We start from the raw sequence: 25,035 nt of genomic DNA on the forward strand, positions 1-25,035 counted from the left end.
AAAAGCTTATATCAAAAATGATACTTAATTCAGTTTCATATGTAAATCTAGTATTTGTGACTTTTGTTTTAAATTCATGCAAAAATAATAAGCCACCACTATATCAGTGCTGGCAACAATGTTATTTATGTCGATTTAACCGCCATTTATTGTACTCCAAAAATTCCCGAAACTGTTCTTTACTTACCCCGGATTTCATAGCCTCTTCGATCAGCTTGTACCATTCTTCATCAACATTCTCGCTTGAAGGAACATCTTTTTCCTGAAGCAATGTGTCTACTGTCACATTTAATACTAGTGCGATTTTCTCAAGAAATTGAATAGAAGGATTTCGCTGAATGCCGCGCTCGATTGAGCTCAGATAAGACTTGGCGACACCAGCGCGTTCAGCTAAATCAGAAAGAGAAAGGCCTTTGTCTATTCTAAGCTGCTGTATACGCGAGCCGATCATGTAATAGCCACCCCTTTAAATCTCTTTGTTTATTATAACGTCAACATAGCTGAAACACAACTTTTTGTGGGACTAGTCCTGTGTCGTTTGGCTCATTTATTCGAATTGAACCTACTGACACTGCTAAAAAATTACCTTTCTACTAGATGAAATGTAGCCCCATTATGGCTAAGTATCTATAATCGTGGTCGTTCTTTATAAGAAACGTGTTGTTCGTTATTAAGGTTGAGCAAAAACGAGATATTCAGACGTTATTCAACAAAATAGTCGATTTTCGCTGTTTTTGGTCTATTTTTAGAGAAAATTGATATTTTACATTCTTTTGCCTGTACAGGATACTGATTTCAAATCGTTCTTTATAAAGAACAAAACGAACGAAATGTTCTCTATAAAGAAAGTTTCGGATTTGAACGGCGCTTACTGCTGTCGATTTGAAATGGATAGGGATGCACAGAAAAACGTACAAAAAAAATCGGAGAGGAGAGATCCATTCTGCATGCCAATTTGTCAGAAGCAGTAACGGTAATCTGCCTGCTAATTGTAATAATTATACTATTTTTTATGGGGATCTTGGTGATTAAATCAAGGAACTTGTTGATAGAAAGGAGAACGCGCGTTTACCTGAGACAGTTTCAAGACTACTTCACGTATATCCAGTCTCAGATGGACTCGCCTGAGAGATTGAAACCGCCTTACTGGCAATTAAATCGTTTGGAAATGAGGGTTCTGCAACAAAAACTCATTGAATGGATCGAATCTCTAACAGGAAGCCACCGAGAGAAAATGATTACACTATGTGAGGATACAGGACTCGTCAAGCAAAACCTCCGAAGGCTGTATAGTCGCTTCCATTGGATAAGGATCGATGCAGCGTACTTTCTAGGAGCAATGCGGTCGGAGGAAGCTGTACCAAGACTTCTACAGTTGCTACAGACAAAAAAACTCGATCCTACTCATTTTATCATCGCGAGATCTATCGCTAAGTGTGCGAGAAATCTGGAGGATATAAGGAACATGCTGATGCTCCTTGTAAAACATCGAAAAAGCAATCATTACCTTGCCGTTGACATCATGAAAGAGACAGATCTCGATTGCACACCATTATTGCTTGAATGTTTGCGAAGTACGGACAAGGATTTGAATAAAATCGCTTTGATTGGATGGTCTGCTCCTTTAACCGCGGAGATTGCCGATTTGGTATATCGGCAGATCGATTCGGAAGACAAGGAAGTCCGCATCCAGTCAATGAGGTTGCTGTTCAAATATGATGCTGTTTTGGCAACGGCATTGTTCGAGTCCTTGATGAAGACGAACGATATGGAAGTTTGTCAGAATACTGAAATGATTGAGATGTATGCCAGTTACAAAAAGCAAATCAATGAGGATGAGCAGGTGGACAAGAAAAGCCGTTATGTTTATGCCGTGTAACTATACCTGAAAGGAGTTTGACATGAGGGACTTTTTGCAAGCATACGGGATCTTTGCTGTTTATTACGTAATCGTGATTGAGACGCTCTATTTAACGATTCTAAGCCTGTCCATCAAAAATATTTTTTCCATCATCAAAAGCTCCATGTATTCTCGCTTTCAGTCACTCTCTGGATCAGAGTACGTACCACAAATTTCGATTCTCGTTCCCGCTTACAATGAGGAATTGACCATCATTGAAAACGTTCGTTCGCTTCTCGCGCTAGATTATCCCAAGTATGAAGTCGTTGTTATTAATGACGGTTCCAAAGACGAAACGTTGCAAGTTTTGTTACAGGAGTTCCAGTTAACTCGCACAGAGTATGCAGGGGGCTCCAGAGTATTGGAAACCTCCAACGTACGAGGCGTTTATTACAATCCGCAATATCCGAATTTATATCTCATTGATAAGGAAAACGGAGGAAAAGCCGACTCGCTAAACGCGGGGATTAATCTTTCCCATTATCCATTGATTGCTTCCATCGATGCTGATTCCTTATTGGAAAAGGACGCATTGATCCGCATCGCCAAGGTGTACATGGAAAACCCTGAAGAAACGGTCGCAATCGGCGGCATAGTCCGAATCGCTAACGGTTGTGAAATCGAGGATGGAATGATAAAGAAAGTTAATCTTCCTACCAAAATCTTGCCTATGTTTCAGTGTGTCGAATACCTAAAGGCATTCCTAGGGGGAAGGATCGGTTGGAGCTCAATCAATGGACTGATTATTGTGTCAGGTGCCTTTGGGGTATTTCGAAAAGATTTCGTGGTCAAAGCCGGCGGTTATCGAGGGGGATATCCCGGCGAGGACATGAACATTATCATCAAGCTTCATAAATATATGCTTGAAAATAAACTTCCATATCGAGTGGCTTTTTGCCCTGATGCCGTTTGCTGGACCCAGGCTCCTGATACCTTGAAAATACTTGGCAGCCAGCGAAGAAGATGGGGACGTGGCAACCTTAAAAACATGCTGGAGTACGGTATTTATATAGTAGGCCGTCCCAAGTACAAAGTTGTAGGGCTGATTACATTTCCCTATAACATCATTTTCGAAACGCTCAATCCTTATTTCAGGTTTACCGGTTTTTTGGCTCTGCTGGGATATACATTGATGGACATGACTCAATGGAGAATACTGGCTATCTATGCGATGCTGAATCTCTTGTTTGGCGTGCTGCTCGGGATCGGTTCTCTTTTTATGGAAGAGCTGGCCTTCAAGCGTTACACAAGATTTCGCGACAACCTCAAGATGTTGGCATTCCTCTTCTTCATGTTTCTTGGATATCAGCAGTTGGGAGTCATTTGGAGATTTCTGGGGCATATCGAGTTTATGCGCAACAATAACACATGGGGAACCATGACGAGAACAAGCTGGAAAACATAGAGAAATAAAGCACAGGAGGGAGATACCATGAGTCAGATTGCAAAAGCGTATTCGTTTCCTTTATTTCAAGCCTTTGAACATGTGCTTACCTTCTATGAGTCGAGTCAGTTGCCATGCGGGATTATTCTGGCTGTCACGAATGGAAGCAGTGAGGAAAAGCTCCAAGATTTGAAAATGTCTTTGGCAAAAGCAGAGGGGTTTACGGATATCCATTGTTTTTACGACAAACAAAGCAGCATTCTGGGAATTCTCCTTGGCGATCAAATGCTAGGCAATACTCATTTCTATTCTCTCTTCATCAAGGAACAGCTACAGACCCAACAACTGTTGGCAGGGCCAGTATTCATCGCCAGCTTCCCTGAACAGGGGGAATCAGCAGCACAAGTTCTCAGTGGTATGGTACAGGAGATTACTGCTGGAAAGGGAAGCGCTGGTGAGATTCACATATACAGCGGTAAAAGATCATCGGAAGAAAAGAGAAGTCTTTTGCTTGTTTCGCAAGATGAAACTGTGAATGAGTTTTTACGCATCTATTTACAAAGAAAAGGTTACTGCGTTTATTTGGCGGACAACGGGAGAGAAGCGTGGGAAAAATACAAACGATTTTTACCGGACGCTGTTATCACCGATATCAATTTGGCCATTGAAGACGGTTACCAGCTCATCAGCAAGATCAATGCAGTTGAGCATGGCACCAAAATCGTGGTGTTAACCCACAAACGGTTGGAAGGCGACAAGAAAAGATCATTCGAGCTGGGAGTCTCAGATTATATAGCGAAGCCATTTTCACCAGTGGACCTGGAAGCACGAGTGAGAAGTCTATTGTCTTAAACATAGATAAAAGGGAGGAAGAAAAAAATGAGCTACTTCACAAAATTGAAGCAAAAAATGGAATCAAAAACCGTAAAAGTCGGGGTAATTGGTCTTGGGTACGTTGGTCTTCCCCTCGCTATGGAAATGGCAAAAAGCGGTTTCTCTGTTTACGGCATCGATTTGGACCAACGGAAGGTAGAAACCTTGCTTGCTGGGAGGTCGTATATTCAGGACGTTCCTTGCGATGTGATCCAATCAAGCCTATCTGCTCAGCGATTCTTCCCGACTACTGATTATCGGGTGCTCAAGGAGCTAGATGCCGTCAGCATATGTGTGCCAACGCCGCTCAGTGAAAATCAAGACCCGGATACGTCCTTCATTAAGGGAGTTGTCCGTGAAATTATTAAATATAAAAAGAAAAACCTTCTGATTACGCTTGAGAGCACAACTTACCCGGGGACGACAGAAGAATTGATTCAATGGGAGTTCGAAAAGCTGGGTCTGACCGTCGGAAAGGATTTCTTTCTTTGCTTCTCTCCTGAGCGAGTAGACCCAGGCAATCATTCCTTCAACACACACAATACGCCAAAAGTAATCGGGGGAACCACGCCGAAGTGCTTGGAGTTGGGGGCCCTGCTGTATGGCAATCTGGTAACCAATGTAGTAACGGTTTCTTCTCCAAAAGTAGCTGAAATGTCAAAATTATTGGAGAATACATTCCGGAGTGTAAACATTGCCTTTATCAATGAAATGGCTATGATGTGCGACAAAATGGGCATCGATGTGTGGGAGGTTATCAAAGCTGCGTCAACGAAACCGTTTGGCTACATGCCATTTTATCCAGGTCCTGGAATCGGTGGGCATTGCATTCCGCTTGATCCGATGTACCTTTCTTGGAAGGCAAAGGGCTTCCGCTTTCATAGTAAATTCATCGAACTGGCACAATCGATTAACGACAATATGCCAGACTATGTGATCAATAAAACTGCACAGGTACTGAATCTTTATGCCAAATCAATCAAAAACTCGCGGATTCTCATTTTGGGGATGGCCTACAAGCCTGACATTGATGACCTGCGTGAATCCCCAGGCTTGCATATATATGAGCTGTTCCTGGAAAACGGGGCACGTGTGGATTACTACGATCCTTATGCACAAAGCTTTGTAGACAAACGCGGGAACACAGTTCGTTCCATTCTGCATGACTTGGAACAAATGAAAAATTACGATTGCATGGTACTCGTTACGAATCATAAGAGCTTTGACTATCAGGAGTTTGCTGACCTGGGTGTAGCCATCATTGATACACGAAATGCCTTTGACAGCATAACAGGTCAACACATTTACAAGCTGGGGAATCCGGCAAGGATGCATGGTGAAGAAGAACGAGTCGTACTCCTGGCTTAACTCGGAAACTGGATGCTCATTACGGAATAGGGAGGCAATCGTATGTGCGGTATCGTGGGATACATTGGTGAGGGGCAAGCGCAAAAAATCCTGACAAATGGTTTGCAGAAGTTGGAGTATCGCGGCTATGATTCGGCTGGTGTAGCAATATGTAACGGTGAAAAAATGGAGATTTGCAAATCGAAAGGAAGGCTGGCCGTTTTAGAAGAACGGCTGGTTCAATCTCCTATTCGAGGTTGTTTGGGAATCGGACATACGCGTTGGGCTACTCACGGCCGTCCATCCGATGAGAACTCACATCCACATACGGATGAGTCGGGGAAGTTTTCTGTTGTCCACAATGGTATTATCGAAAACTATCTGGAAATCAAACAGGAGCTTTTGGACCATGGAGTCACTTTTACATCCGAGACCGATACAGAAGTCATTGCTCATCTCATTGCTGTACTATACGAAGGCGATCTCGTTACCGCGGTTCGAAATGCAGTACTGCGTATGCGCGGAGCATATGCTCTCGGAGTTATTTGCGAGTACGAACCAGATAAAATGGTGGCAGTCCGATTGGCAAGTCCATTAATCATCGGGGTAGGCAAAGGAGAAAACTTCATCGGCTCCGACATCTCTGCTGTACTTGAGCACACACGCGACATTGTTATCTTAGAAGATGGGGAAATGGCTGTTCTCAAGAAAGACAGCGTTTCTCTCATGAAAGTGGAAACGGGCGAACCGCTTCAACGAGAGTTGTTCCACGTAGATTGGAATGTGGAACAGACGGAGAAGGACGGTTTTGAGCACTTCATGTTAAAAGAAATTTACGAGCAGCCAAATGCATTTCGTAACACGCTGCTCAACCGGATTGACGAGGACGGAAAGAAAATTGTTTTGAAGGATTTGCAATTACACGCAGAACAAATCAAAGGTGTTGAGAAGATATTTATCGTCGCGTGCGGTACCGCCTATCATGCAGGGCTGATCGGTAAAAATGTGATCGAAAACCTGGCAAGGATACCGGTAGAGATCGATGTCGCTTCAGAATTCAGATATCGACGCCCTATTATATCTGAAAAAACGCTGGTCATTGTCGTGAGCCAGTCGGGTGAAACGGCTGATACGCTGGCCGCCTTGCGGGAGAGTCAACGCCTGGGAGCCAAGGTCTTGGCTATTACCAACGTACAAGGCAGCTCTATTTTCCGTGAAGCCGATTACGTACTTGCTACCTTTGCAGGGCCGGAAATTGCTGTAGCTTCAACGAAGGCGTACACCTCTCAGGTAATCGTTTTTTATCTGCTCGGATTGTATCTAGCTCAACTGAAGGAGACGCTTACGGAAACAGAGCGAGAAATCATGATTGCCAATTTGCGGCAGCTGCCTGAGCAGGCTGAAAAGGCACTCCAACATGCGGATGATATTCGTGTTTATGCCGAGTCTATCCAAAATCATGCCAGCCTGTTCTTTATCGGTCGAGGCATTGATTATGCTGTGGCGCTGGAAGGGTCCTTGAAGCTAAAGGAAATTTCGTACCTTCACTCAGAGGCATACGCTGCAGGGGAATTGAAGCATGGAACGCTGGCTTTGATCGAAGAGGGTACGCCTGTCATTGCCTTGGTGACACAAAAAGAGCTGGAAGAAAAAATGGTTAGCAATATTACAGAAGTGAAGGCCCGAGGTGGGAATGTGTTAGCGATCACATTGGAAGGGAATGTCGAATTGCACCGAAATGTTGACGAAGTGTGCTTTGTGCCTGCGACTTTGCCTGTATTTACCCCCATCCTGTCCGTTATTCCGCTGCAGTTGATCTCGTATTATACTTCTCTGGCATTGGGTAATGATGTTGACAAGCCACGGAATCTTGCCAAAAGTGTAACCGTTGAATAAAAAATATGATTTGGAAGAATCCCGGAACAGCCAGCTTATTGGAGTGAACGGGATTCTTTCCCCATTTTGACTTGTCGGATTTATATTTATTTCCGTAAGGGGCTGAAGTGTCCATGATGGATTCCACTGACCAAACTCTTGATCAAAAAACGTTGATAGAAATCATGCTTCAGGTTTACGAGAAAGGTCAACAGACAACGACAATGGGAACGAGAGATATTGTTGAGGATATTGTCAACAGAGTAAGGCCGTACTTCAAAGAAGCCAAATAAGTCGATCTGATAGGAGGATCACATGACTAGTCGTTATGCAATTGTATTGGCAGCAGGAAAAGGGACACGAATGAGGTCTGCGCGATGCAAAGTGCTCCATGAGGTTTGTGGCAAACCAATGATCCAGCATATTGTCGACCGATTACATGGTCTTGGCATCCATGAGATTATTTTGATTGTAGGGCATGGGTCCGAGCAAGTGAAAAAGCAATTCGGTGCTTCTGTCCGCTATGCTTACCAGTCCGAGCAATTGGGGACTGCCCATGCAGTGATGATGGCGGCTGACCTCCTGCATGACAAACAGGGAACAACGATCGTGTTGAGCGGGGATACACCATTGGTGAGGGAGAAAACACTGGCGCAACTGCTCGAGCAACATGAAACTCAACATGCAGCAGCAACTGTATTAACAGCACGCGTAGACGATCCTACAGGGTACGGGCGATTGATCCGCAACGCAAACGGTCTTGTAGAACGGGTCGTGGAGCACAAGGATGCAACAGCCGAAGAACGGCTCGTATGCGAGATCAATACAGGAATGTATTGTTTCGACAACCAAAAGCTGTTTCAAGCCATATCTCGAGTGAAAAATGATAATGCCCAGAAAGAGTATTACTTGCCTGATGTTTTGAGTATTTTAAACGAGCAAAACGAGCGCATTGGGGCTTTTATGACCGATGATGCGGAAGAGGGGGGCGGCGTGAATGACAGAATCCAGCTAGCTTGCGCCGAGAGATTGCTCCGTATGCGAATCAATGAGCAGCATATGCAAAACGGGGTCACGATCATTGATCCAACCTCCACCTATATTGATGCCGATGTGTGTATCGGACCTGATACGGTTATTCATCCGGGAACGTACCTTCGCGGGAAAACAACAATAGGGCCCGAATGTGACATCGGGCCGAATGCAAACCTAAGTGATTGCATCGTAGGGGGTAACGTAGAAATTCGCTACTCAAATGCATGTAACAGCACGATTCGAGACGGAGCAGTGGTTGGCCCTTATGCCTATATTCGTCCAGGTTCAGATGTAGGTGAGGGGGCGAAGGTCGGAGATTTTGTCGAACTGAAAAATTCACGTCTGGGAAAAGGGGCAAAGGTTGCTCATCTCTCTTATATTGGTGATTCTGATATTGGTGAACACGTAAACGTTGGGTGCGGTACAATAACTGTCAACTACGATGGCGTCCACAAGCATAAAACGATCGTGGGTGATCACGCCTTTATTGGTTGCAATGCGAATTTGATCGCTCCCGTTACCATTGGAGAGGGTGCCTATGTAGCCGCAGGCTCTACGATTACAGATGATGTTCCGAGCGACGCTTTGGCTATCGCCAGAGAACGTCAGAGTATTAAAGAGCAGTATGCCAAACGGTTGATAACAACCCGCACATAATCGCAGTCAGTAGGAGGATGTCTTATTTTTACAGCTAGCACAGAACCAGAACAAAATCGATCAAGCAAAAAAAATCTGCTGCTTGGTTTTGTGATCATTATCATACCAGTCATCGCAATCATCGCCTATTTGTATAGGACTCCGCCGATGATCGCGACCTGGATTTGGAATACGCAGCTCATTGTTACAGAAAGAGAAGAAATCATCACATTTGCCAAGCAACATGACATCAATCTCATCTATTTGCATATTGACCAAGAAAAGGTTACCCATCAAGATTATCGATCCTTTATTAAGGAAGCAAATGCATCCGGCATTCGCGTGGATGCTCTGGCAGGAGATCCGGTATGGTCTCTTGTTTCCAATCGAAAAAGTATTACCACCTTTGTAAACTGGGTTCAGACCTATAATAAATCAGCAGGAGAAGATGAAAGATTTAGCGGTCTCCATCTCGATATTGAACCTCACGTACTACCCGAATGGAATGAGAATAAAGAAGTAATCAAAAACGAATGGGTATCCAATATCGAATACTTGTCCGCGGAAATCAAAAAGGACCCAGCGTTGGAGCTAAGTGTCGATATTCCGTTTTGGATGTACGAGCTGTCGCTGGCAGACCAATCGGAAACGGTCAGTAAGTGGCTGGTCAGCACGCTAGATCATGTAACGTTAATGGCCTACCGCGACAGGATAGAGGGACCGAACGGGGTATTGGAAATTGTGAACCCGATCATGAACGAAGCGAACGGTCACAAAAACAAAGTGGTCGTAGGCCTTAACCTGCTGCAAAGCGCAGAGGGAGAAAACACAACCTTTTATGAGGAAGGGCATGGCGGATTGGAGGAGCAGCTGGCCGTTCTCGAAGATAATCTCGAAGAATTTGCAGGCTACGCCGGATACGCCATCCATGATTACGAGAAGTGGAAGGAACTGGTCAAAAAAAGCGAAGCCCAAATGGAAGCAAGCAAAGCGGCAAAACCGATGCCTGTATTCGAAGGTGAAGGCAAGAAGCTGGTTGCCAAAGTAGACGGCGGGGATATTGCCCTCTATAACGGGCAAGGCTGGGAACCCGTGTTTTGGGCGGGAATCAACCTGGGTGCAACGACACCAGGGCACTATCCTGGAGAGCTCTCCCCGACCCGCGAAGATTACTTGCGCTGGTTTTCACAGATGAAAGAAATGAATAACAAAGTCGTCCGCATTTATACAATTCTACCTCCGATTTTTTATGAGTCATTACATGAGTTCAACCAAAAGCAGGAAGAGCCGTTGCTCCTACTGCAAGGAATCTGGTCGCCGGATGAAGCGCTCGCGGGTGAAGATCGGAAAGGACGGGATGCATTTACTCCCGAGATAACCAAAGATTTTCGGCAGGAGATTAAAGACGCTGTACAAGCAGTCCATGGAGACGTGACTCTCCCGGAGCGGTACGGTCGTGCCAGCGGTGAATATCGAACAGATGTGTCGGAATACTTGGTAGGGTGGATACTTGGTACCGAGTGGCATCCATATACAGTACAGGTGACGAATGCAACACATCTGGACATGCCTCCTTATCAGGGAAAATATATCATAACAGCGGAAAAAGCGTCTCCTTTTGAAAGCTGGCTTGCCTCCATGCTTGATTCTTTGGCTGAGGAAGAGATGAAATATGGATGGCAGCATCCAGTATCGTTTACAAATTGGCTGACGACCGATCCGCTGTCGCATCCCAACGAGCCGCTGCCGCAAGAGGATATGGTCTCGATTGACCCGATGAATCTGAAAGCCTCGGCGGAATGGACAGCTGGTTACTTTGCCGCATATCATGTCTATCCGTATTACCCGGACTTTTTGCGATATGAGGGAAAGTACCAAACGTACCGGGATTCAAGCGGCAAGATAAATCCGTATGCCGGCTACCTGCGTGATTTGCGTGCCCACCACAAAGGAATCCCATTGTTAGTTGCCGAATATGGTGTACCTAGCTCACGTGGAATGACTCATTATGGGCCTGCTGGACGGAATCAGGGAATGCATACGGAACAAGAGCAAGGCGAGATGAACGCCGATATGCTGCGCAGTATTTATGAAGAGGGTTACGATGGTGCACTTTTATTCGCATGGCAGGATGAATGGTTCAAATTTACTTGGAATACGATTGACCTGGAGCTGCCTTCGGAACGGAGGGCAATGTGGAACAATCCGTTAACAAACGAGGAGAAATTTGGCGTCATCGCGGTCGAACCTGGTAATTACGTATCTGACCAGATCATCCTTGATGGGAAAACAGCAGATTGGGAAAAAAGACTTCAGCGTGTCAAACGTGCTTATCCCGGATTTGATCTCTCTGTTTCACACGATGAAGCGTACCTGTATCTTATGCTAAAGAAGAGCGAAGGGGTTTGGGATTTCTCAAAGGACAGGCTGGATATTGGCTTTGATACGCTGAGTGGTGGGAGTCGAACAGCTGATCAAGCACCAGGAATTACATTTTCCCAAGAGATCGAATTTTTATTGCGAATGCAAGGGGAAAGCAATTCTCGCATTTTTGTCAATAGCGCCTATGATCAGCATAGTTGGCTATATGGGTATATCAAGGGAATGCTGCCTTGGGATGAACGTTATGATCAAGCAGATAGGGGCATATTCTTGCCATGGAAACTGACACTCAACAAAGCATTGTATTTACCGGAAACCAAGAAAAAAATGCCTTTCGAAGAGTTGGAAGTGGGCATCATGAAACCAGGGATTTCCGATCCAGAAGATCCGACGTACAACTCATTGGCGGATTGGTATGCAAAAGGCAATGTTTTGGAAATACGTATTCCTTGGATGTTTCTGGGGTATACTGACCCGAGTAGCAAACAGGTTTGGAAATACCCGTATGAGGCGAATGGAATCGTTCCAACCGAAAGTAAAGGGGTTGGTGTGGAAGTATTTGCACATTCCAATCAAAAGCCATTCTCTCGGGAAGCTTCCAAACCACTCTTGTACCAATGGGAGAAATGGGATTTGCCAACGTACCATGAACGAAAAAAGCTGAGCTTTGAGATTTTGCGCAAGGCGTACGAAGCATATGGTATGCCAAGGCATGATTAACGAAAAAGGTGGTTAGCTGCCACCTTTTTCTATTCGAATCGCTCTGAAATGTATATAAAAAGGCGTACAAACCTTAGACGGGGACGTACGCCTTTTTGTTCACCGAAATTTATTACTGGATTTATTGTGCCCCAAAACGCAGACGTTGAAAAAACTTGGTAAGCAAGCCGCCGATTGTTTTTGGAGGCTGTTCCGTTTTGACTTGCTCGACCGGTTGGGCTTGGCGAAGGGCTTGGTTCACGTTAATGATACCGTACCCGTACAACTGGTCGTGACCTGGAGCTCCGAGGTCAGTTGCGGAATGTCTAATGAGATTCATCACGTCTCGGGTGTTCATATCGGGATGAATGGAACGGATGAGCGAAGCGAGTGCAGCGACGTGAGGACATGCCATCGAAGTACCGGATAGAGAGGCATAGTCGCTATAAATGTACGTGCTCGGAATATCGACCCCGGGAGCAGATACATCTACATAATCGCCAAAGTTGGAAAAATCGGCGCGTTCCTTGCGGTGATCGACAGCGGCAACGGCCAGGACTTCATCATAGGCTGCAGGAAAGCTAGGTTGATCACTTGCGTCGTTTCCGGAAGCCGCGACCAATACGACATTCCTTTCAAAGGCGTAGCGACAAGCTTCCCGTAGAGCGGCTGAGGAGGTATAGTTGCCTACGCTCAAGTTGATGACATCCGCTCCGTTATCAGTCGCCCAATAAATACCTTGTGCGATGTCTACAGCTGAGCCCGAGCCGTCTGCGCCAATGGCTTTGACCGGCATGATCTTGCTATTCCAGGACATCCCGGCAATCCCATCTCTGTTATTCGTTTTCGCCGCTATGACACCTGATACATGGGTTCCATGACCATTATCATCCTCGGGTTTGTTACTGCCATCCAAAACGTTATAGCCTTTGACCAGCTTACCGGCAAATTCCGGATGCTTCATATCCACACCTGTATCGACGACTGCGACGATGACATCACTGCTACCTTCACTGACGTCCCAGCTTTGCTCCATGCCGATCAGAGGAAGATTCCACTGGTATTCCTTGTAGTACGTATCGTTTGGTTTCACGTTCGGAAGTAAAAGGTAATTTGGCTCGGCAAATACGGAGTCAGGATGTTCAGCCAGTTTTTTCATGAGCTGCTTGGTAGTCATGCTCTTTGATTTGATAATGAGAAATTTGTCAAAGTCGCGCTTGATCTTGGCATCCAACGAAGAAACGAGCTCATCAATTTTTTCTTGCTTGGGTCGAGGGGAGAAGCGCACGACAACTTCATTTTCGACATAATGACTGCGGTCACGCTGGTTATGATGAAGCGTTTGGATATGGTTTTTTGTCTCCAGGTCACGACGAATGTCTTTCACTTGTTCAATGTAGTTAATGCGGGGAATTCTCGCTTGAACGGATGTCACGCGGGGATGAGGTTCGCGCATTTCCTGCTCTGCATTCTGATTCATCCGATACGGGACAACTACGAGACCGACCAAGGCAATAGCGGCAACAAAAGGCCAGACGCGCAAAAAAACTCACTCCCTCCAGTGCTGTTATCTATATCGTGCACATGAAGGGAGTGATTATGAAGGAAATACTTACAATTGGTGTGACTAGATTAATCCAAGCTTTGCTAAACCATGTTGAATGCCATTGTCGTTTACGTGGCGCGTAATCATATTGGCGAACGGCTTCAATTCTTCATGAGCGTTCCCCATCGCTACTCCCATACCAACATAGGAGAGCATCTCTTTGTCGTTCAATCCATCTCCAAAGGCAACAGCATCCGCAGGAGTGAGTCCAAAATGTTTCAAGACGGCTTCAATTCCTTTTGCCTTGGAGCCGTTTGGGGGCAAAATATCCATGCAGTGTTCATGCCAACGAATGTAAGTAACGTCACGGAATTCTCCTGTGTACCTTGCTTCATCTGGGCCACAGTATAGAAATGCTTGATAAATCGGCGATTCCTCCCAGTAGCGATGGCGATACGCTGGGTATTCCAGTCCCAACCAATCAAAAGACTCGATGATATGCGGGTGGTCCATCGCATTGGCATAGAAGTGATCTGCGCTCAAAAATACCATGGGATGGGAATAACCCTCAGCCATTTGTTCGAGCTTTGCCAATGTTTCTGTAGCAATTGGCGTGTGATGAATGATCTTCCCTTCACTCTTCACATACGACCCGTTAAAGCCCACGAATGTCTCAATGCCCAGTTGCTCAGCGATTGGCATCAAATGATAAGGAGCACGTCCTGTTGCGATCGCGACATGGACACCGTTTTGTTTTAATGTCTGTACGGCGTCTACCGTTGTTTGTGGAATGATATGATCGGTGTTCAGTAAGGTTCCGTCAATGTCAAAAAAGACGATTTGATAAGCCACTTCTTATCCGCTCCTCTCCACGCTCTCTCTCTAGGTGTTCTCTCTATAAAAAGTTTTGCACAAAAAAATAGGAAAAGGAATGCCGGTTGGGACACTCCTTTTCATTCCGCTATTAGAATACAGCTACTTCTGTCTCGCTGTCAAATACATGACATTTGGCAAGATCCATCGCTAGTTTTACCTTCATCTTTGGTTTGAGCGCTTCACGAGAATCCACACGCGCTACCATCTGGGTATCCCCGATATTGTGGAAATAGACATACAATTCGGAACCCATGTTTTCTACGACTTCCACTTCTGCTTCGAGTGAGCTCTCAAATGGATTTGCTTCCATAAAAGTAGCGTCGCTGTAAATGTCCTCGGGGCGAATCCCAAAAATAACCTGCTTATTTACATAACCTTTTTCCCGTAAAGTCTTGGCTTTATCTTCCGGGAAGCGTACATGAATATTTTGGGCATCAAAATAGAGTGCTCCGTCTTTCTCGGAAAGATTCCCTTTCACAAAGTTCATCGCAGGGGAGCCGATGAAGCTTGCTACAAACAGATTGACTGGATGATTGTAGATTTCAGTCGGGGTTGCCACCTGTTGGATGAGGCCGTCCTTCATGACGACAATCCGGTCTCCCATAGTCATGGCTTCCGTTTGATCGTGCGTCACATAAATGATCGTGGTATTCAAGCGTTGGTGCAGTTTCAAAATTTCCGTGCGCATTTGTACACGCAGCTTCGCATCGAGGTTGGACAACGGTTCATCCATCAAAAATACTTGCGGTTCACGCACGATAGCACGGCCCAGTGCGACACGCTGTCTTTGTCCCCCGGACAGCGCTTTTGGCTTGCGGTCTAGCAAATGCGAAATATCGAGAATTCGAGCTGCATCTTGAATGCGCTTATCAATATCGGATTTGGAGAATTTGCGCAATTTCAGTCCGAAAGCCATATTTTCGTATACATTCATATGCGGATAGAGTGCATAGCTTTGAAAAACCATGGCGATGTCGCGATCTTTGGGAGCCACATCGTTGACACGGCGATCGCCTATGTATAAATCACCTTCCGAAATCTCTTCCAGACCCGCAATCATGCGCAGCGTGGTAGATTTTCCACAACCAGATGGTCCGACTAGAACGAGGAATTCGCGATCTTGAATTTCCAAGTGAAAATCGTCTACTGCCGTAACGTTGTTTCCATATCGTTTATAAATGTGGGAAAGACTTACCTTTGCCATGAAAAAGGCACCTCCTCGGGTTTGTGAAGAGAGAGAATTCTTGGATGACTGTAATGGTAGGGTACCAATTCATTTGCAAGTTGGATACGGACAGTATATACAAAATGTTTTGTTAATTTTGACGAAAGAGGAGGTAGAGCTGGAGCATGACGGCATCAGGAAACAATCGCGGGTCTAATCCGGTTTGTTCAGTCAGCTTGTCCAATCGATACAACAGTGTATTCCGGTGAAGGAAGAGCTGTCGTGCTGTATCGCTTACATTCAATTGTCTGGCGAACAAGGTATCTAATGTTTCCAGTTGTTCATCTGTCATGTGCGGAACGGTTATGACAGTGGCCAGCTCGTTCGCGATTGCAGCTGCTATTTCTTTGGGGAGAGAAGCAGCCCATCGTTCCAATGGATAAGACCAATCTCCAGCAACCATCATTTGTGGTCGATAGGTTTGAAGGGCACGGGCCAGTGATAATTGCTGTAAAAGAGTGTCGCCCAATGCTAGTGGACTCGCGATTGGCGATCCGACAACAAGGCGAACGGGTTCCATCCATTCCATCGAAATCAGATCATGCAGGCCAGATGCCCACTCCAAAAGCTCAGAAGCCGTTTTTTGGTGATCGAGCATGGAGACTGGGATGATGAGAAGGGCATGTGTTTGCGTTAGCGGAATGAAATCAGGTGCTCCTTCAAAAAAATCATGCAGCAAGGGCTGCAAGGAATCCCATTCTCCCTTTTGATCCGGTCTGCATCGCTCTAATAAAAAGGAGACGCGAGCTTCTTTCCACGGCCATTTTGCTTCCAGCTGAGCAGGAATTGCAACAGGGGAACCGGAGACAATGCCCGAAAGCCAATTGGATATCTGTTTTGGGAGGGGAAGCGTTGTTGGGTCATCCATATGAGGAAAAATCAGATCCAGCAACGCCCGGGCTGAAGCATGCCAAGATGCCGTTTCGATAAGAATCAATGACATTACACCGTTACTCGAATGGAGGGCAACTGGTTCCCAACCTTTTTGTACCCAATCCTGCTGGGCTTGTGCAGCTTCCGTTTGTGAGACTTGTACATATTCGATAGGTAAATTCGTCGTTTGTCGGATGTGCTCGACATCTCTCTTCCATTTTTCCACAAGTTGACCCCCATCTCGACACGAAAGTAAGGCTATTATACCTTAGTCGAGGGCAAGCGTGGCAGCAGTTTCTTGTAGGGCCGGAGCTGGAGCGGCTATCACGCTGAATGGAGCATCACTGCCCAATACATGCAAGGTTATCTCGGGACGGGAACGCAGACGGATGTTTACCCCTGTTTGCCCCAGGCCCTCACTGATGTAAAAGGGTCGACCATCCATCTCATGAAGACCTTTCACGATATTTAGCTTCGGCAATTTCCCCATCTTTACGAGATGAAAGGGACGAGGCCAATGGATCTGACCTCCGTGAAAATGCCCTGACAACAAATAATCGTAAGCATACTCCTTCATGTGCAAAACTATATTAGGATCATGAGTCAAGACGAGCCTTGCTCCTGTCTCGGGAACACCGAAGAAAGACTTGGCCAGGTTGCTATGGCGCGTGCTGAAATCATCCACACCGATAAGGTGCAGGGGTTGCCCTTTGTGATAGATTGTTTCATTTTCGTTGACAAGAACATGACAGCCAATTCGCTCCAACTCTGATTTTAACTGTGCAAGCTTGAAAGGGGTAAGCACGTAGTCGTGATTGCCAAAAACTACATAAGTTCCGAGTGTCGGCTGTAATTGCTGGAGACATTGCACAAAAGCAACTGCCTTCGGAATGTTTTTGTCGCGGTCGAGCAAGTCGCCGGTAATCGCAATCAGGTCTACCTGACGCTGCGAGAAGTCATCGACAATGCGCTGGGGCAATACGGATAAGTTTTCCATGTGCAAATCAGACAGATGCAAGATCGAAATCGGCTCAAAATCATGCGGTTGTTGAAGATGCCGTGATTTTTGCAAGGGTATTGCTACTTCCTTTATTTGAACATCAAATGTATTGCGATAGGCTCGAAAAAGCAACAAGGCGATAGCGCCAAGTAAAATAAACCAGATCATCAAGGTCAGCCATCTCCTTTACGATAAGCGTACCGTCAATTATACAAGAAAAAGTTCGCAATCGAATAAGTAGGTTCTGGCAGGAGGAATTACGCAAAAAATGTAGAAATATTATGAATGTTGCGTAGTGAGAAAAACGATGTAGAGTAGGAGAGTGAAGACATGAACGTAGAGAAAATTCCAGCAACGGAAGGCCCTTATAATCTGGAAAATTATGACGAAGCATATGCGAATTTTGATTGGGCGGATGTGGAGAAGCAATTCTCTTGGTATGAGACCGGGAAAGTGAACATGGTGTACGAAGCCATTGATCGACATCTCGCTACTGATCGGAAAGACAAAATTGCTTTGATGTACAGCAATGCAACGAGAGACGAGACTTATACGTTTGCGCAATTAAGCGAATTATCCAATAAATTCGGGAATGTTTTGCGGAATTTGGGCATTGTAAAAGGGGACCGCGTTTTCGTCTTTATGCCGCGTTCGCCGGAGCTTTATGTAAGCGTTTTAGGCACGATCAAGATTGGCGCGATTGTAGGGCCGCTGTTCGAAGCGTTCATGGAAGCAGCAGTGCGTGATCGTTTGGAAAATAGCGAAGCCGTTGCGATCGTTACGACGCCTGCACTCTTGCCGCGCATTCCCGTAAGCGACCTGCCTGCCCTAAAACACGTGATTGTTGTAGGTGCAGAAGAGGAGCTAAAAGAAGGCCACATCTGCTTTGAAAAAGCGATGGAAGAAGCCTCCACCGAGCTGGAAATCGAATGGGTCGATCGTGAGGATGGCATGATCCTGCACTATACCTCAGGCTCAACCGGTAAGCCAAAGGGTGTCCTGCATGTCCACAATGCCATGATCCAGCATTATCAAACTGGGAAATGGATTCTCGACCTGCAAGAGGATGATATTTATTGGTGCACAGCAGACCCAGGCTGGGTAACGGGTACTTCTTATGGCATTTTTTCGCCTTGGTTGAATGGAGCGACGATTGTTGTACGTGGCGGACGTTTCACTCCTGAAGACTGGTATAAAGTCATTGAGAAAAACAAAGTATCGATCTGGTTCAGTGCTCCGACTACGTTCCGCATGTTTATGGGGGCAGGGGATGAACTCGTCAAGCAATTTGACCTGTCCAGCCTGCGTCACGTCCTGAGCGTTGGCGAACCACTCAATCCTGAAGTTGTTCATTGGGGAATGCGCGTGTTCAATCAACGCATTCATGACAACTGGTGGATGACGGAGACAGGTGCCCAACTAATTTCTAACTATCGCTGTATGGCGATCAAGCCTGGATCGATGGGTAAGCCGTTCCCAGGTATTTATGCAGCGATTATTGACGATCGAGGAAATGAGCTGCCGCCGAATCGTATGGGGAACCTGGCAATTCGTGCGGGCTGGCCGGCCATGATGAGACAAATCTGGAACAACCCGGCGAAGTACGAAGAATACTTCAGCATCCCGGGCTGGTATGTATCCGGGGATTCTGCCTACAAGGATGAAGAAGGCTACTTCTGGTTCCAAGGCCGTATTGATGATGTGATCAATACTTCCGGTGAGCGAGTCGGTCCGTTTGAAGTAGAGAGCAAGCTGGTGGAGCATCCAGCAGTAGCCGAAGCAGGCGTCATCGGCAAACCGGATCCGGTTCGTGGTGAAATTATCAAAGCATTCATCGCGCTGCGAGCTGGGTATGAGCCAAGTGAAGCGTTGATGGAAGAAATTCGCAAGTTTGTGAAAGAAGGACTGGCTGCACATGCTGCTCCTCGTGAAATCGAATTCCGCGACAAGCTGCCAAAAACACGTTCCGGAAAAATCATGCGCCGCGTCTTGAAAGCGTGGGAATTAGGTCTACCGACTGGTGACCTGTCTACAATGGAAGATTAATCACAGGAAAACCATCTCTCGAAAATGTCGGGAGATGGTTTTCTTTTTTTAGGAATGGCTATGTTGTCTAATGATCATGAGGATGGTTGTGCTCATGGTTATGATCGTGATCGTGGGAATCGGCTGTTGCCTGGCAATGTAAGTCACCATGTAGAGTAGAGGAGTTCTCAATCTGGATGGTAGCGTGTGTAATACCGAATTCTTTTTCCAAAAGGACCAGCGCGTCATTTAATACAGGGTAGCTGGGCAAATCGTCTTGAACAACCAAATGGCATGTCAGGGAATCAAATCCGGAAGTAACCGTCCAGATGTGCAGGTCATGCACTTTGATAACTCCAGGCAGCTGACTGAGTCGCTCTTCCACTTTTGTCGTATCCAGCCGTGAAGGGGCGCCTTCCAGCAAAATATTGACAGATTCTTTCGTTACGCGCCATGCGCTCAGCATGATCAGGACAGCCACGACGATACTGATAATTGGGTCGGCGATGTACCAGCCAAAAGCCCACATCAGGATACCACCAGCGATTGCGCCGACAGAACCGAGAAGATCGCCAAGAACGTGGAGATAGGCACTGCGTACATTGACGTTATTTTTGGTATCGCCACGCATGAGTACAATGGCTGCAGCAATATTTGCCAAGAGTCCGACTGTGGCGATGATGATCATGGAGCCACTGGCAACCTCAGGCGGATTCCACATGCGTTGGAACCCTTCCCAGAAAATGAACAAGGATATCAGTACAAGTGTCACACCATTGGTCAGGGCAGCCAAGATTTCAAAACGTTTCAACCCGAATGTTCTCTTTGCAGAAGGTGGTCGTGCAGCAAAATGCACAGCGATCAAGCTCAAAAGAAGCGCTAATGCATCGCTTAACATATGCCCAGCATCAGAGAGTAACGCCAAACTATTGGTGAGGAAGCCCCCGATGGTTTCTACAACCAAAAATACAGCAATGATGAGGAAAGAAATGAGAAGAGCTCGTTTACTGGCTCCTTTTCCATGGTGATGGTGATCGTGACCATGACCATCTCCATGATCGTGATGATGAAAGCCCATGATAGAATCCTCCTTATAGAAAAAAATTTATAGATGTTCCACTAGATAAAGGGCGTCTTTTCCTACGCCACCCATAAGCGCTGACGCTCTCGTATGCTGCCAGGGAAGTCCGAGAAAGGATAGGCCAGGCACTTTTGTGATACCCCGAAGATGAATGGGTCTGCCTTTCGAATCCAGCACATCTGGAATACTCAACCAATCGTAGTTTGGTCGAAAGCCAGTGGCCCACAATACGTTATTGACGGTTGCCTCTGTTCCATCTGCAAAATAAACGGTTCGCCCATTAACCTGTACAGCTCGAGAAACCAACCGCAATGCTCCTGAGCGAGAGAGCTCGCGCACCTGCTTTTTGTAGCCGAATATTGGATCGGGTGAGCTGCGCATTTTCTTGCCGATCCAGGTGGAGTGGGGAGCATCGAGTAATCCAAGTGTCTTCATGTAATCAAATATAGGTTTTCCAAATAGGAAGTTAGGCAAGTAAGAGCGTGATTCTCCCTGTGAAAAAATAACAGGTCGATGAGCGGCGAGTTCTACCGCAATCTGTGCTCCAGAGTTGCCGCTGCCAACGACAAGAACCGCGCCGTCGATGAGCTGGCTCTCATTCTTATACTGCGAAGTGTGCAGTTGATGAACGGTGTGGTCCAAGCTGTTCGCAATATCTGGGATAAACGGCGTATGAAATGGCCCTGTTGCAATGACGACTTGCTTCGCGAAGAGCAGACGGTCTTGTGTCCGTACTTGGAAGCGGAAACCAATTTTGCTGAGTTCCATGACAGTCGTACCCAGCATGACAGGCAATTCGAAATGTTTGGCGTACAATTCTAGGTAGTCTGCTGCTTCATCCTTGTTCGGGAGCGTATTCCGCTCTCCGGGAAACGCAAGACCAGGTAGTTGATTATGTTTACGTGGTGTAAAAAGCACCAGTGAATCGTAGCGGTGCCGCCAACTGTCCCCGATCCGTTGGTTTTGCTCCACGATGACAAAACGACGATTTTTACGCTTGAGCGCATATCCGAGCGCAAGTCCTGCCTGCCCTCCGCCAATTACGATGACGTCATAATCGTTCATGAGTAGTGCCTTCTTTCTGGTAAGGATTACCTACATCATACCACATTCATTATCATATTCAAGTAATTGTTTGAATGTTTTTTTGGAAATCAGCAAAAAAGGCCGCCACATTGGTGACGGACCTGTTTAAAAGCCAGTGGATTTACGGTTTTGATTGCTTCAATTCGGCAGCATGCTCAATTCCACACATGATTAAATGGCGGACATGATCATCATCGAGTGAGTAATAGACGAGCTTGCCACTTTTCCGATAACGGGCGAGACCCATGTTTTTTAACAGTCGCAGATGGTGAGAGGTATTGGGGATCGAACTATTGATAGTTGCTGCGACATCACAAACGCATAGTTCTCCTTCAAGCGCCAGCGCGTAAATGATTTTTGCTCGGGTATCGTCTGCGAGAGCCTTGAAGAGAGGGGCGACACCTTCCGTCTCCATCATCCTGGGCCGAAGCCTGTTTACTTTTTCTTCATCAATCGTCTGGACTTCACAAACCTCGAGATCAGTGGGAATGCGCTGAATGTCTTCGCTCACTTCATTCACCCCAAACCGTACCATTTTCCACCATTATAAGACGGATACAGGGGGAAGGGAAGGCTGGACAACCTGCTCTTCTTGTAAAAAAAGTAAAGGACAAGAAGGAAATAAAGGTGTCTTTATCTAAATAGGAATGATACCTATTTGTAAATGGAGAGGAGAGAATTCCCACTTGATTCTGAAGATTCGCCAATTCCTGGTTGAAATAATCGGGGCGCTCCTGCTTGGACTAAGTGTCGTTTGGTTAACAATGGGCACGGACAGCAGCTTGTTTTCCGGTTGGAGTATAGAGTGGTCCCCTTTGTGGCTTGATGTGAAAACCTTTTTCCTTAGTATTTGGCTGGAAGCAATCCCGTTTGTCCTCCTGGGTGTATTCTTTTCTGCGTTTATCCAGACGTTTGTGACAGAAGAGCAGGTGAGGCGTTGGACACCGAAGCATCCACTCGTTGCCCTGCCGTTTGCCGGGTTGCTCGGATTTTTGTTCCCCGTATGTGAATGTGCCATTATCCCTGTGGTTCGTCGTTTGATCCAAAAAGGGATGCCCCTGTCAGTCGGGATTGTTTTCTTATTGGCGGGACCGATTGTGAATCCCGTTGTTTTGTCATCGACCTATGTCGCTTTCACCCGTCAGCCGGAAATGGCTCTCTACCGGGGCATTGCGGGATTCGTAGTTGCACTTATTGTGGGTATGCTTGTCTTCCTGTTTGTCAAAAAAAATCCGATACGGCTTGGCATGGAAGCACAAATCAGTCATGAAGCCGACCATGTAAAAGCGACGGGTGGAAAGCTGTCCTCGACGTTTGCCCACGCGGTAGATGAATTTTTTGACATGGGAAAATATTTGTTGTTTGGTGCGTTTATCAGTGCGCTTTTACAGGTGTACATCAGCAGGGATACGCTCATGGACATCGGTCAAACGCCGCTCACTTCCCATTTGGTCATGATGGGGATGGCGTATTTGTTTTCGCTTTGTTCAGAAGCAGATGCGTTTATCGCTGCTTCCTTTGCCAATACGTTTTCAAGCAGCTCGTTGCTTGCATTTTTGGTTTTCGGCCCCATGCTCGATTTAAAAACGACGTTGATGCTATTTGGAACATTCCGTTTTGGTTTTGTTATCAAGCTGGTCGTGGCTATTACGCTTTTAGTGATTTGTGTCACCATGCTCATACCGATATAAGGAGGAGAATATGGATCAGAAAAATTTGAAGCGTCATCACATCATGCGCAGTTTGATTTTGTCGGGCATTACAGCGTTGTTGGCCTATTTGATCCTGTCGGAAACACTCAGTTACTATCTTGCACCACGATTGCACATGTTCAGCTATGTCACGCTCGTCATCCTGGCCCTGTTGACCATTGTCAGCATACGGCAAATTTTTGTAGGCAGTAGCGTTTACGATTGCGATTGTGAGGAGCAACACAAAGTTCCGCGTACACCTATCGGCTCCCTTTTGGTTTATGGATTGTTTGTACTCCCCATCGTAATGGGATTTGTCATGCCGGATAAAATTCTTGGCAGTGATGTCGCACAGAAGCGTGGGATCACGCTGCTCAGCAATGATGTACGAAAGCTGGCGGATGTTACGGCGAACGCGAATGTGAATGCGAATGCAGCAGAAAATGTGAAGCAGAAAGCAGAAGGAAAAGAAGATGCCGAACAAAGCGTAGAACCACAGCCAGAGGCAACCAATCAAGTAGCAATACCCCCGGTTCAAGCAACAGACGACGAACAATTGCGACAGCGATTCTCGAACGAGGGATTTGGTGACTTTTACACGGATATCGCCGTCTTTTTACATAAACAGCCAGTAATCGAACTCAATGACAAGGTGTTCCTGGACGGACTCACCACGATGGAGCTATATGCAAAAGAATTTGCTGGAAAAGAGCTTGAGACAATGGGATTTGTATATCGGCAGCCTGACTTTACCAAGCAGCAGTTTGTCGTAGCGCGTTTTTCCGTCACCTGCTGTACAGCAGATTCCAGTGTTTATGGTGTTCTGGTGGAAAAAGAGGACGCGAACAAATGGAAAAAGGATAGCTGGGTAAAAGTACGCGGAAAGCTTGAGTTGCGTCAGGTAGACGGGTACGACATGCTTGTTCTCAAAGCCTCTCAAGTAGAAGCCGTTTCCGCACCCAAAGATCCTTATGTGTATTACAGCTTTGAATCAGCACCAGAAAGCTAAAATCGGGGGAAACGAAATGATCGTGCGGCTAGAGTTGCAAAATGAAAAAACGGTACAAAAACTTTGGAACATGCAGCAAAGAGCGTATCGTGTAGAGGCAGAGATAATTGGTACAGAAGATATTCCACCCCTGCGCGAATCAGTAGAACAACTGAGGACATGTGGAGAAACATTTTATGGCTACATGGAGGAAGGCGAGTTGGCAGGGGCCGTTTCTTTTATGATCGAGGGGGAAACGTTGGATATTCACCGAATGATTGTTGATCCTACTCATTTTCGCAAGGGAATCGCGAGTCAATTGCTCGCCTCTGTCCACGAGCATGGTTGCAACAAGATCGTCGTCGCGACTGGTTCCTTGAATGAACCGGCTGTCCGATTGTATGAAAGACATGGATTTACCTTGAGGGACCAAAAAGAAGTGAAGCCTGGTCTGTGGCTATCTTTTTTCGAGAAAACGATTCTAGGATAAGGCGAGAGGTTGGGAAGGGTGAA

The 25,035-nt window shown here is 46.2% G+C and carries 21 protein-coding genes and 1 pseudogene; 13 read left to right on the forward strand and 9 right to left on the reverse strand.

The window, feature by feature from the left end:
- Positions 1-121 precede the first annotated feature (121 nt).
- The gene (locus M3630_RS07165) at positions 122-451 is read right to left on the reverse strand and encodes a helix-turn-helix domain-containing protein (RefSeq protein WP_251251687.1); all 330 of its coding nucleotides are present in this window, start codon (positions 449-451) and stop codon (positions 122-124) included.
- Positions 452-1,234: 783 nt separating this feature from the next.
- Here M3630_RS07165 and M3630_RS31130 point away from each other — a divergent pair.
- From M3630_RS31130 to M3630_RS07205, 9 genes and pseudogenes are all read left to right on the forward strand, one after another.
- A pseudogene (locus tag M3630_RS31130) lies at positions 1,235-1,372 on the forward strand (HEAT repeat domain-containing protein); the annotation flags it as partial.
- 93 nt (positions 1,373-1,465) lie between these two features.
- A complete protein-coding gene (locus M3630_RS07170; protein ID WP_237900633.1) occupies positions 1,466-1,879 on the forward strand; it encodes a hypothetical protein in 414 nt (137 codons plus the stop codon).
- A gap of 22 nt (positions 1,880-1,901) precedes the next feature.
- Positions 1,902-3,305 (forward strand): glycosyltransferase family 2 protein, encoded by a 1,404-nt coding sequence (locus M3630_RS07175; protein WP_237900635.1) that lies wholly within the window; start codon positions 1,902-1,904, stop codon positions 3,303-3,305.
- 27 nt (positions 3,306-3,332) lie between these two features.
- Positions 3,333-4,136, forward strand: coding sequence for a response regulator transcription factor (locus M3630_RS07180; protein WP_251251688.1), 804 nt, complete (start codon positions 3,333-3,335; stop codon positions 4,134-4,136).
- A gap of 27 nt (positions 4,137-4,163) precedes the next feature.
- Positions 4,164-5,525 carry a nucleotide sugar dehydrogenase gene (locus tag M3630_RS07185; RefSeq protein ID WP_251251689.1) on the forward strand — a complete coding sequence of 454 codons (1,362 nt, stop codon included), beginning with the start codon at positions 4,164-4,166 and terminating at the stop codon, positions 5,523-5,525.
- Between the two features lie 42 nt (positions 5,526-5,567).
- Positions 5,568-7,400 carry a glutamine--fructose-6-phosphate transaminase (isomerizing) gene (glmS, locus tag M3630_RS07190; protein ID WP_251251690.1) on the forward strand — a complete coding sequence of 611 codons (1,833 nt, stop codon included), beginning with the start codon at positions 5,568-5,570 and terminating at the stop codon, positions 7,398-7,400.
- 113 nt (positions 7,401-7,513) lie between these two features.
- On the forward strand, positions 7,514-7,672 hold the full coding sequence (locus tag M3630_RS07195) for a YwzD family small protein (RefSeq protein WP_157966782.1): 159 nt from the start codon (positions 7,514-7,516) through the stop codon (positions 7,670-7,672).
- 22 nt (positions 7,673-7,694) lie between these two features.
- Entirely contained in the window at positions 7,695-9,071 is a 1,377-nt protein-coding gene (gene glmU, locus M3630_RS07200; protein WP_251251691.1) for a bifunctional UDP-N-acetylglucosamine diphosphorylase/glucosamine-1-phosphate N-acetyltransferase GlmU, read from the forward strand.
- Between the two features lie 90 nt (positions 9,072-9,161).
- Complete coding sequence (locus tag M3630_RS07205) at positions 9,162-12,152, forward strand: hypothetical protein (protein ID WP_251251692.1); 2,991 nt, start codon at positions 9,162-9,164, stop codon at positions 12,150-12,152.
- Between the two features lie 121 nt (positions 12,153-12,273).
- On the opposite strand, the gene M3630_RS07210 is transcribed toward M3630_RS07205, so the two are convergent.
- The 5 genes from M3630_RS07210 to M3630_RS07230 form a co-directional block, all read right to left on the reverse strand.
- Positions 12,274-13,674 (reverse strand): S8 family peptidase, encoded by a 1,401-nt coding sequence (locus M3630_RS07210; protein WP_251251693.1) that lies wholly within the window; start codon positions 13,672-13,674, stop codon positions 12,274-12,276.
- Between the two features lie 84 nt (positions 13,675-13,758).
- Positions 13,759-14,529: a Cof-type HAD-IIB family hydrolase gene (locus M3630_RS07215; protein WP_251251694.1), complete on the reverse strand. Its 771-nt coding sequence runs from the start codon at positions 14,527-14,529 to the stop codon at positions 13,759-13,761.
- Between the two features lie 112 nt (positions 14,530-14,641).
- Positions 14,642-15,757, reverse strand: a complete 1,116-nt coding sequence (locus M3630_RS07220) for an ABC transporter ATP-binding protein (protein WP_251251695.1) — start codon at positions 15,755-15,757, stop codon at positions 14,642-14,644.
- 112 nt (positions 15,758-15,869) lie between these two features.
- Positions 15,870-16,877 (reverse strand): PucR family transcriptional regulator, encoded by a 1,008-nt coding sequence (locus M3630_RS07225; protein ID WP_251251696.1) that lies wholly within the window; start codon positions 16,875-16,877, stop codon positions 15,870-15,872.
- Positions 16,878-16,919: 42 nt separating this feature from the next.
- Complete coding sequence (locus tag M3630_RS07230; protein ID WP_173609847.1) at positions 16,920-17,819, reverse strand: metallophosphoesterase; 900 nt, start codon at positions 17,817-17,819, stop codon at positions 16,920-16,922.
- A 162-nt stretch (positions 17,820-17,981) separates the two neighbouring features.
- Here M3630_RS07230 and acsA point away from each other — a divergent pair, with 162 nt between their 5' ends.
- Positions 17,982-19,697, forward strand: coding sequence for an acetate--CoA ligase (gene acsA, locus M3630_RS07235; protein WP_251251697.1), 1,716 nt, complete (start codon positions 17,982-17,984; stop codon positions 19,695-19,697).
- Between the two features lie 67 nt (positions 19,698-19,764).
- Here the strand turns inward: acsA and M3630_RS07240 are convergent, their stop codons facing one another.
- The 3 genes from M3630_RS07240 to M3630_RS07250 all read right to left on the reverse strand — a co-directional run bounded on the left by M3630_RS07240 (position 19,765) and on the right by M3630_RS07250 (position 22,354).
- On the reverse strand, positions 19,765-20,754 hold the full coding sequence (locus M3630_RS07240; RefSeq protein ID WP_251251698.1) for a cation diffusion facilitator family transporter: 990 nt from the start codon (positions 20,752-20,754) through the stop codon (positions 19,765-19,767).
- 27 nt (positions 20,755-20,781) lie between these two features.
- Positions 20,782-21,822: a flavin-containing monooxygenase gene (locus M3630_RS07245; protein ID WP_251251699.1), complete on the reverse strand. Its 1,041-nt coding sequence runs from the start codon at positions 21,820-21,822 to the stop codon at positions 20,782-20,784.
- Between the two features lie 142 nt (positions 21,823-21,964).
- Positions 21,965-22,354, reverse strand: a complete 390-nt coding sequence (locus M3630_RS07250) for an ArsR/SmtB family transcription factor (RefSeq protein ID WP_026133948.1) — start codon at positions 22,352-22,354, stop codon at positions 21,965-21,967.
- Positions 22,355-22,607: 253 nt separating this feature from the next.
- Here M3630_RS07250 and M3630_RS07255 point away from each other — a divergent pair, with 253 nt between their 5' ends.
- From M3630_RS07255 to M3630_RS07265, 3 genes are read left to right on the forward strand one after another with little or no spacing between them, the layout of a single operon-like run.
- On the forward strand, positions 22,608-23,534 hold the full coding sequence (locus M3630_RS07255; RefSeq protein WP_217367092.1) for a permease: 927 nt from the start codon (positions 22,608-22,610) through the stop codon (positions 23,532-23,534).
- Between the two features lie 10 nt (positions 23,535-23,544).
- Positions 23,545-24,543, forward strand: coding sequence for a TIGR03943 family putative permease subunit (locus M3630_RS07260; protein WP_251251700.1), 999 nt, complete (start codon positions 23,545-23,547; stop codon positions 24,541-24,543).
- 16 nt (positions 24,544-24,559) lie between these two features.
- Positions 24,560-25,012 carry a GNAT family N-acetyltransferase gene (locus tag M3630_RS07265; RefSeq protein WP_251251701.1) on the forward strand — a complete coding sequence of 151 codons (453 nt, stop codon included), beginning with the start codon at positions 24,560-24,562 and terminating at the stop codon, positions 25,010-25,012.
- The last annotated feature ends 23 nt before the right edge of the window (positions 25,013-25,035 follow it).

Origin of the sequence: Brevibacillus sp. MER 51 (assembly GCF_023714195.1) — a bacterium.
Classification (GTDB): domain Bacteria; phylum Bacillota; class Bacilli; order Brevibacillales; family Brevibacillaceae; genus Brevibacillus.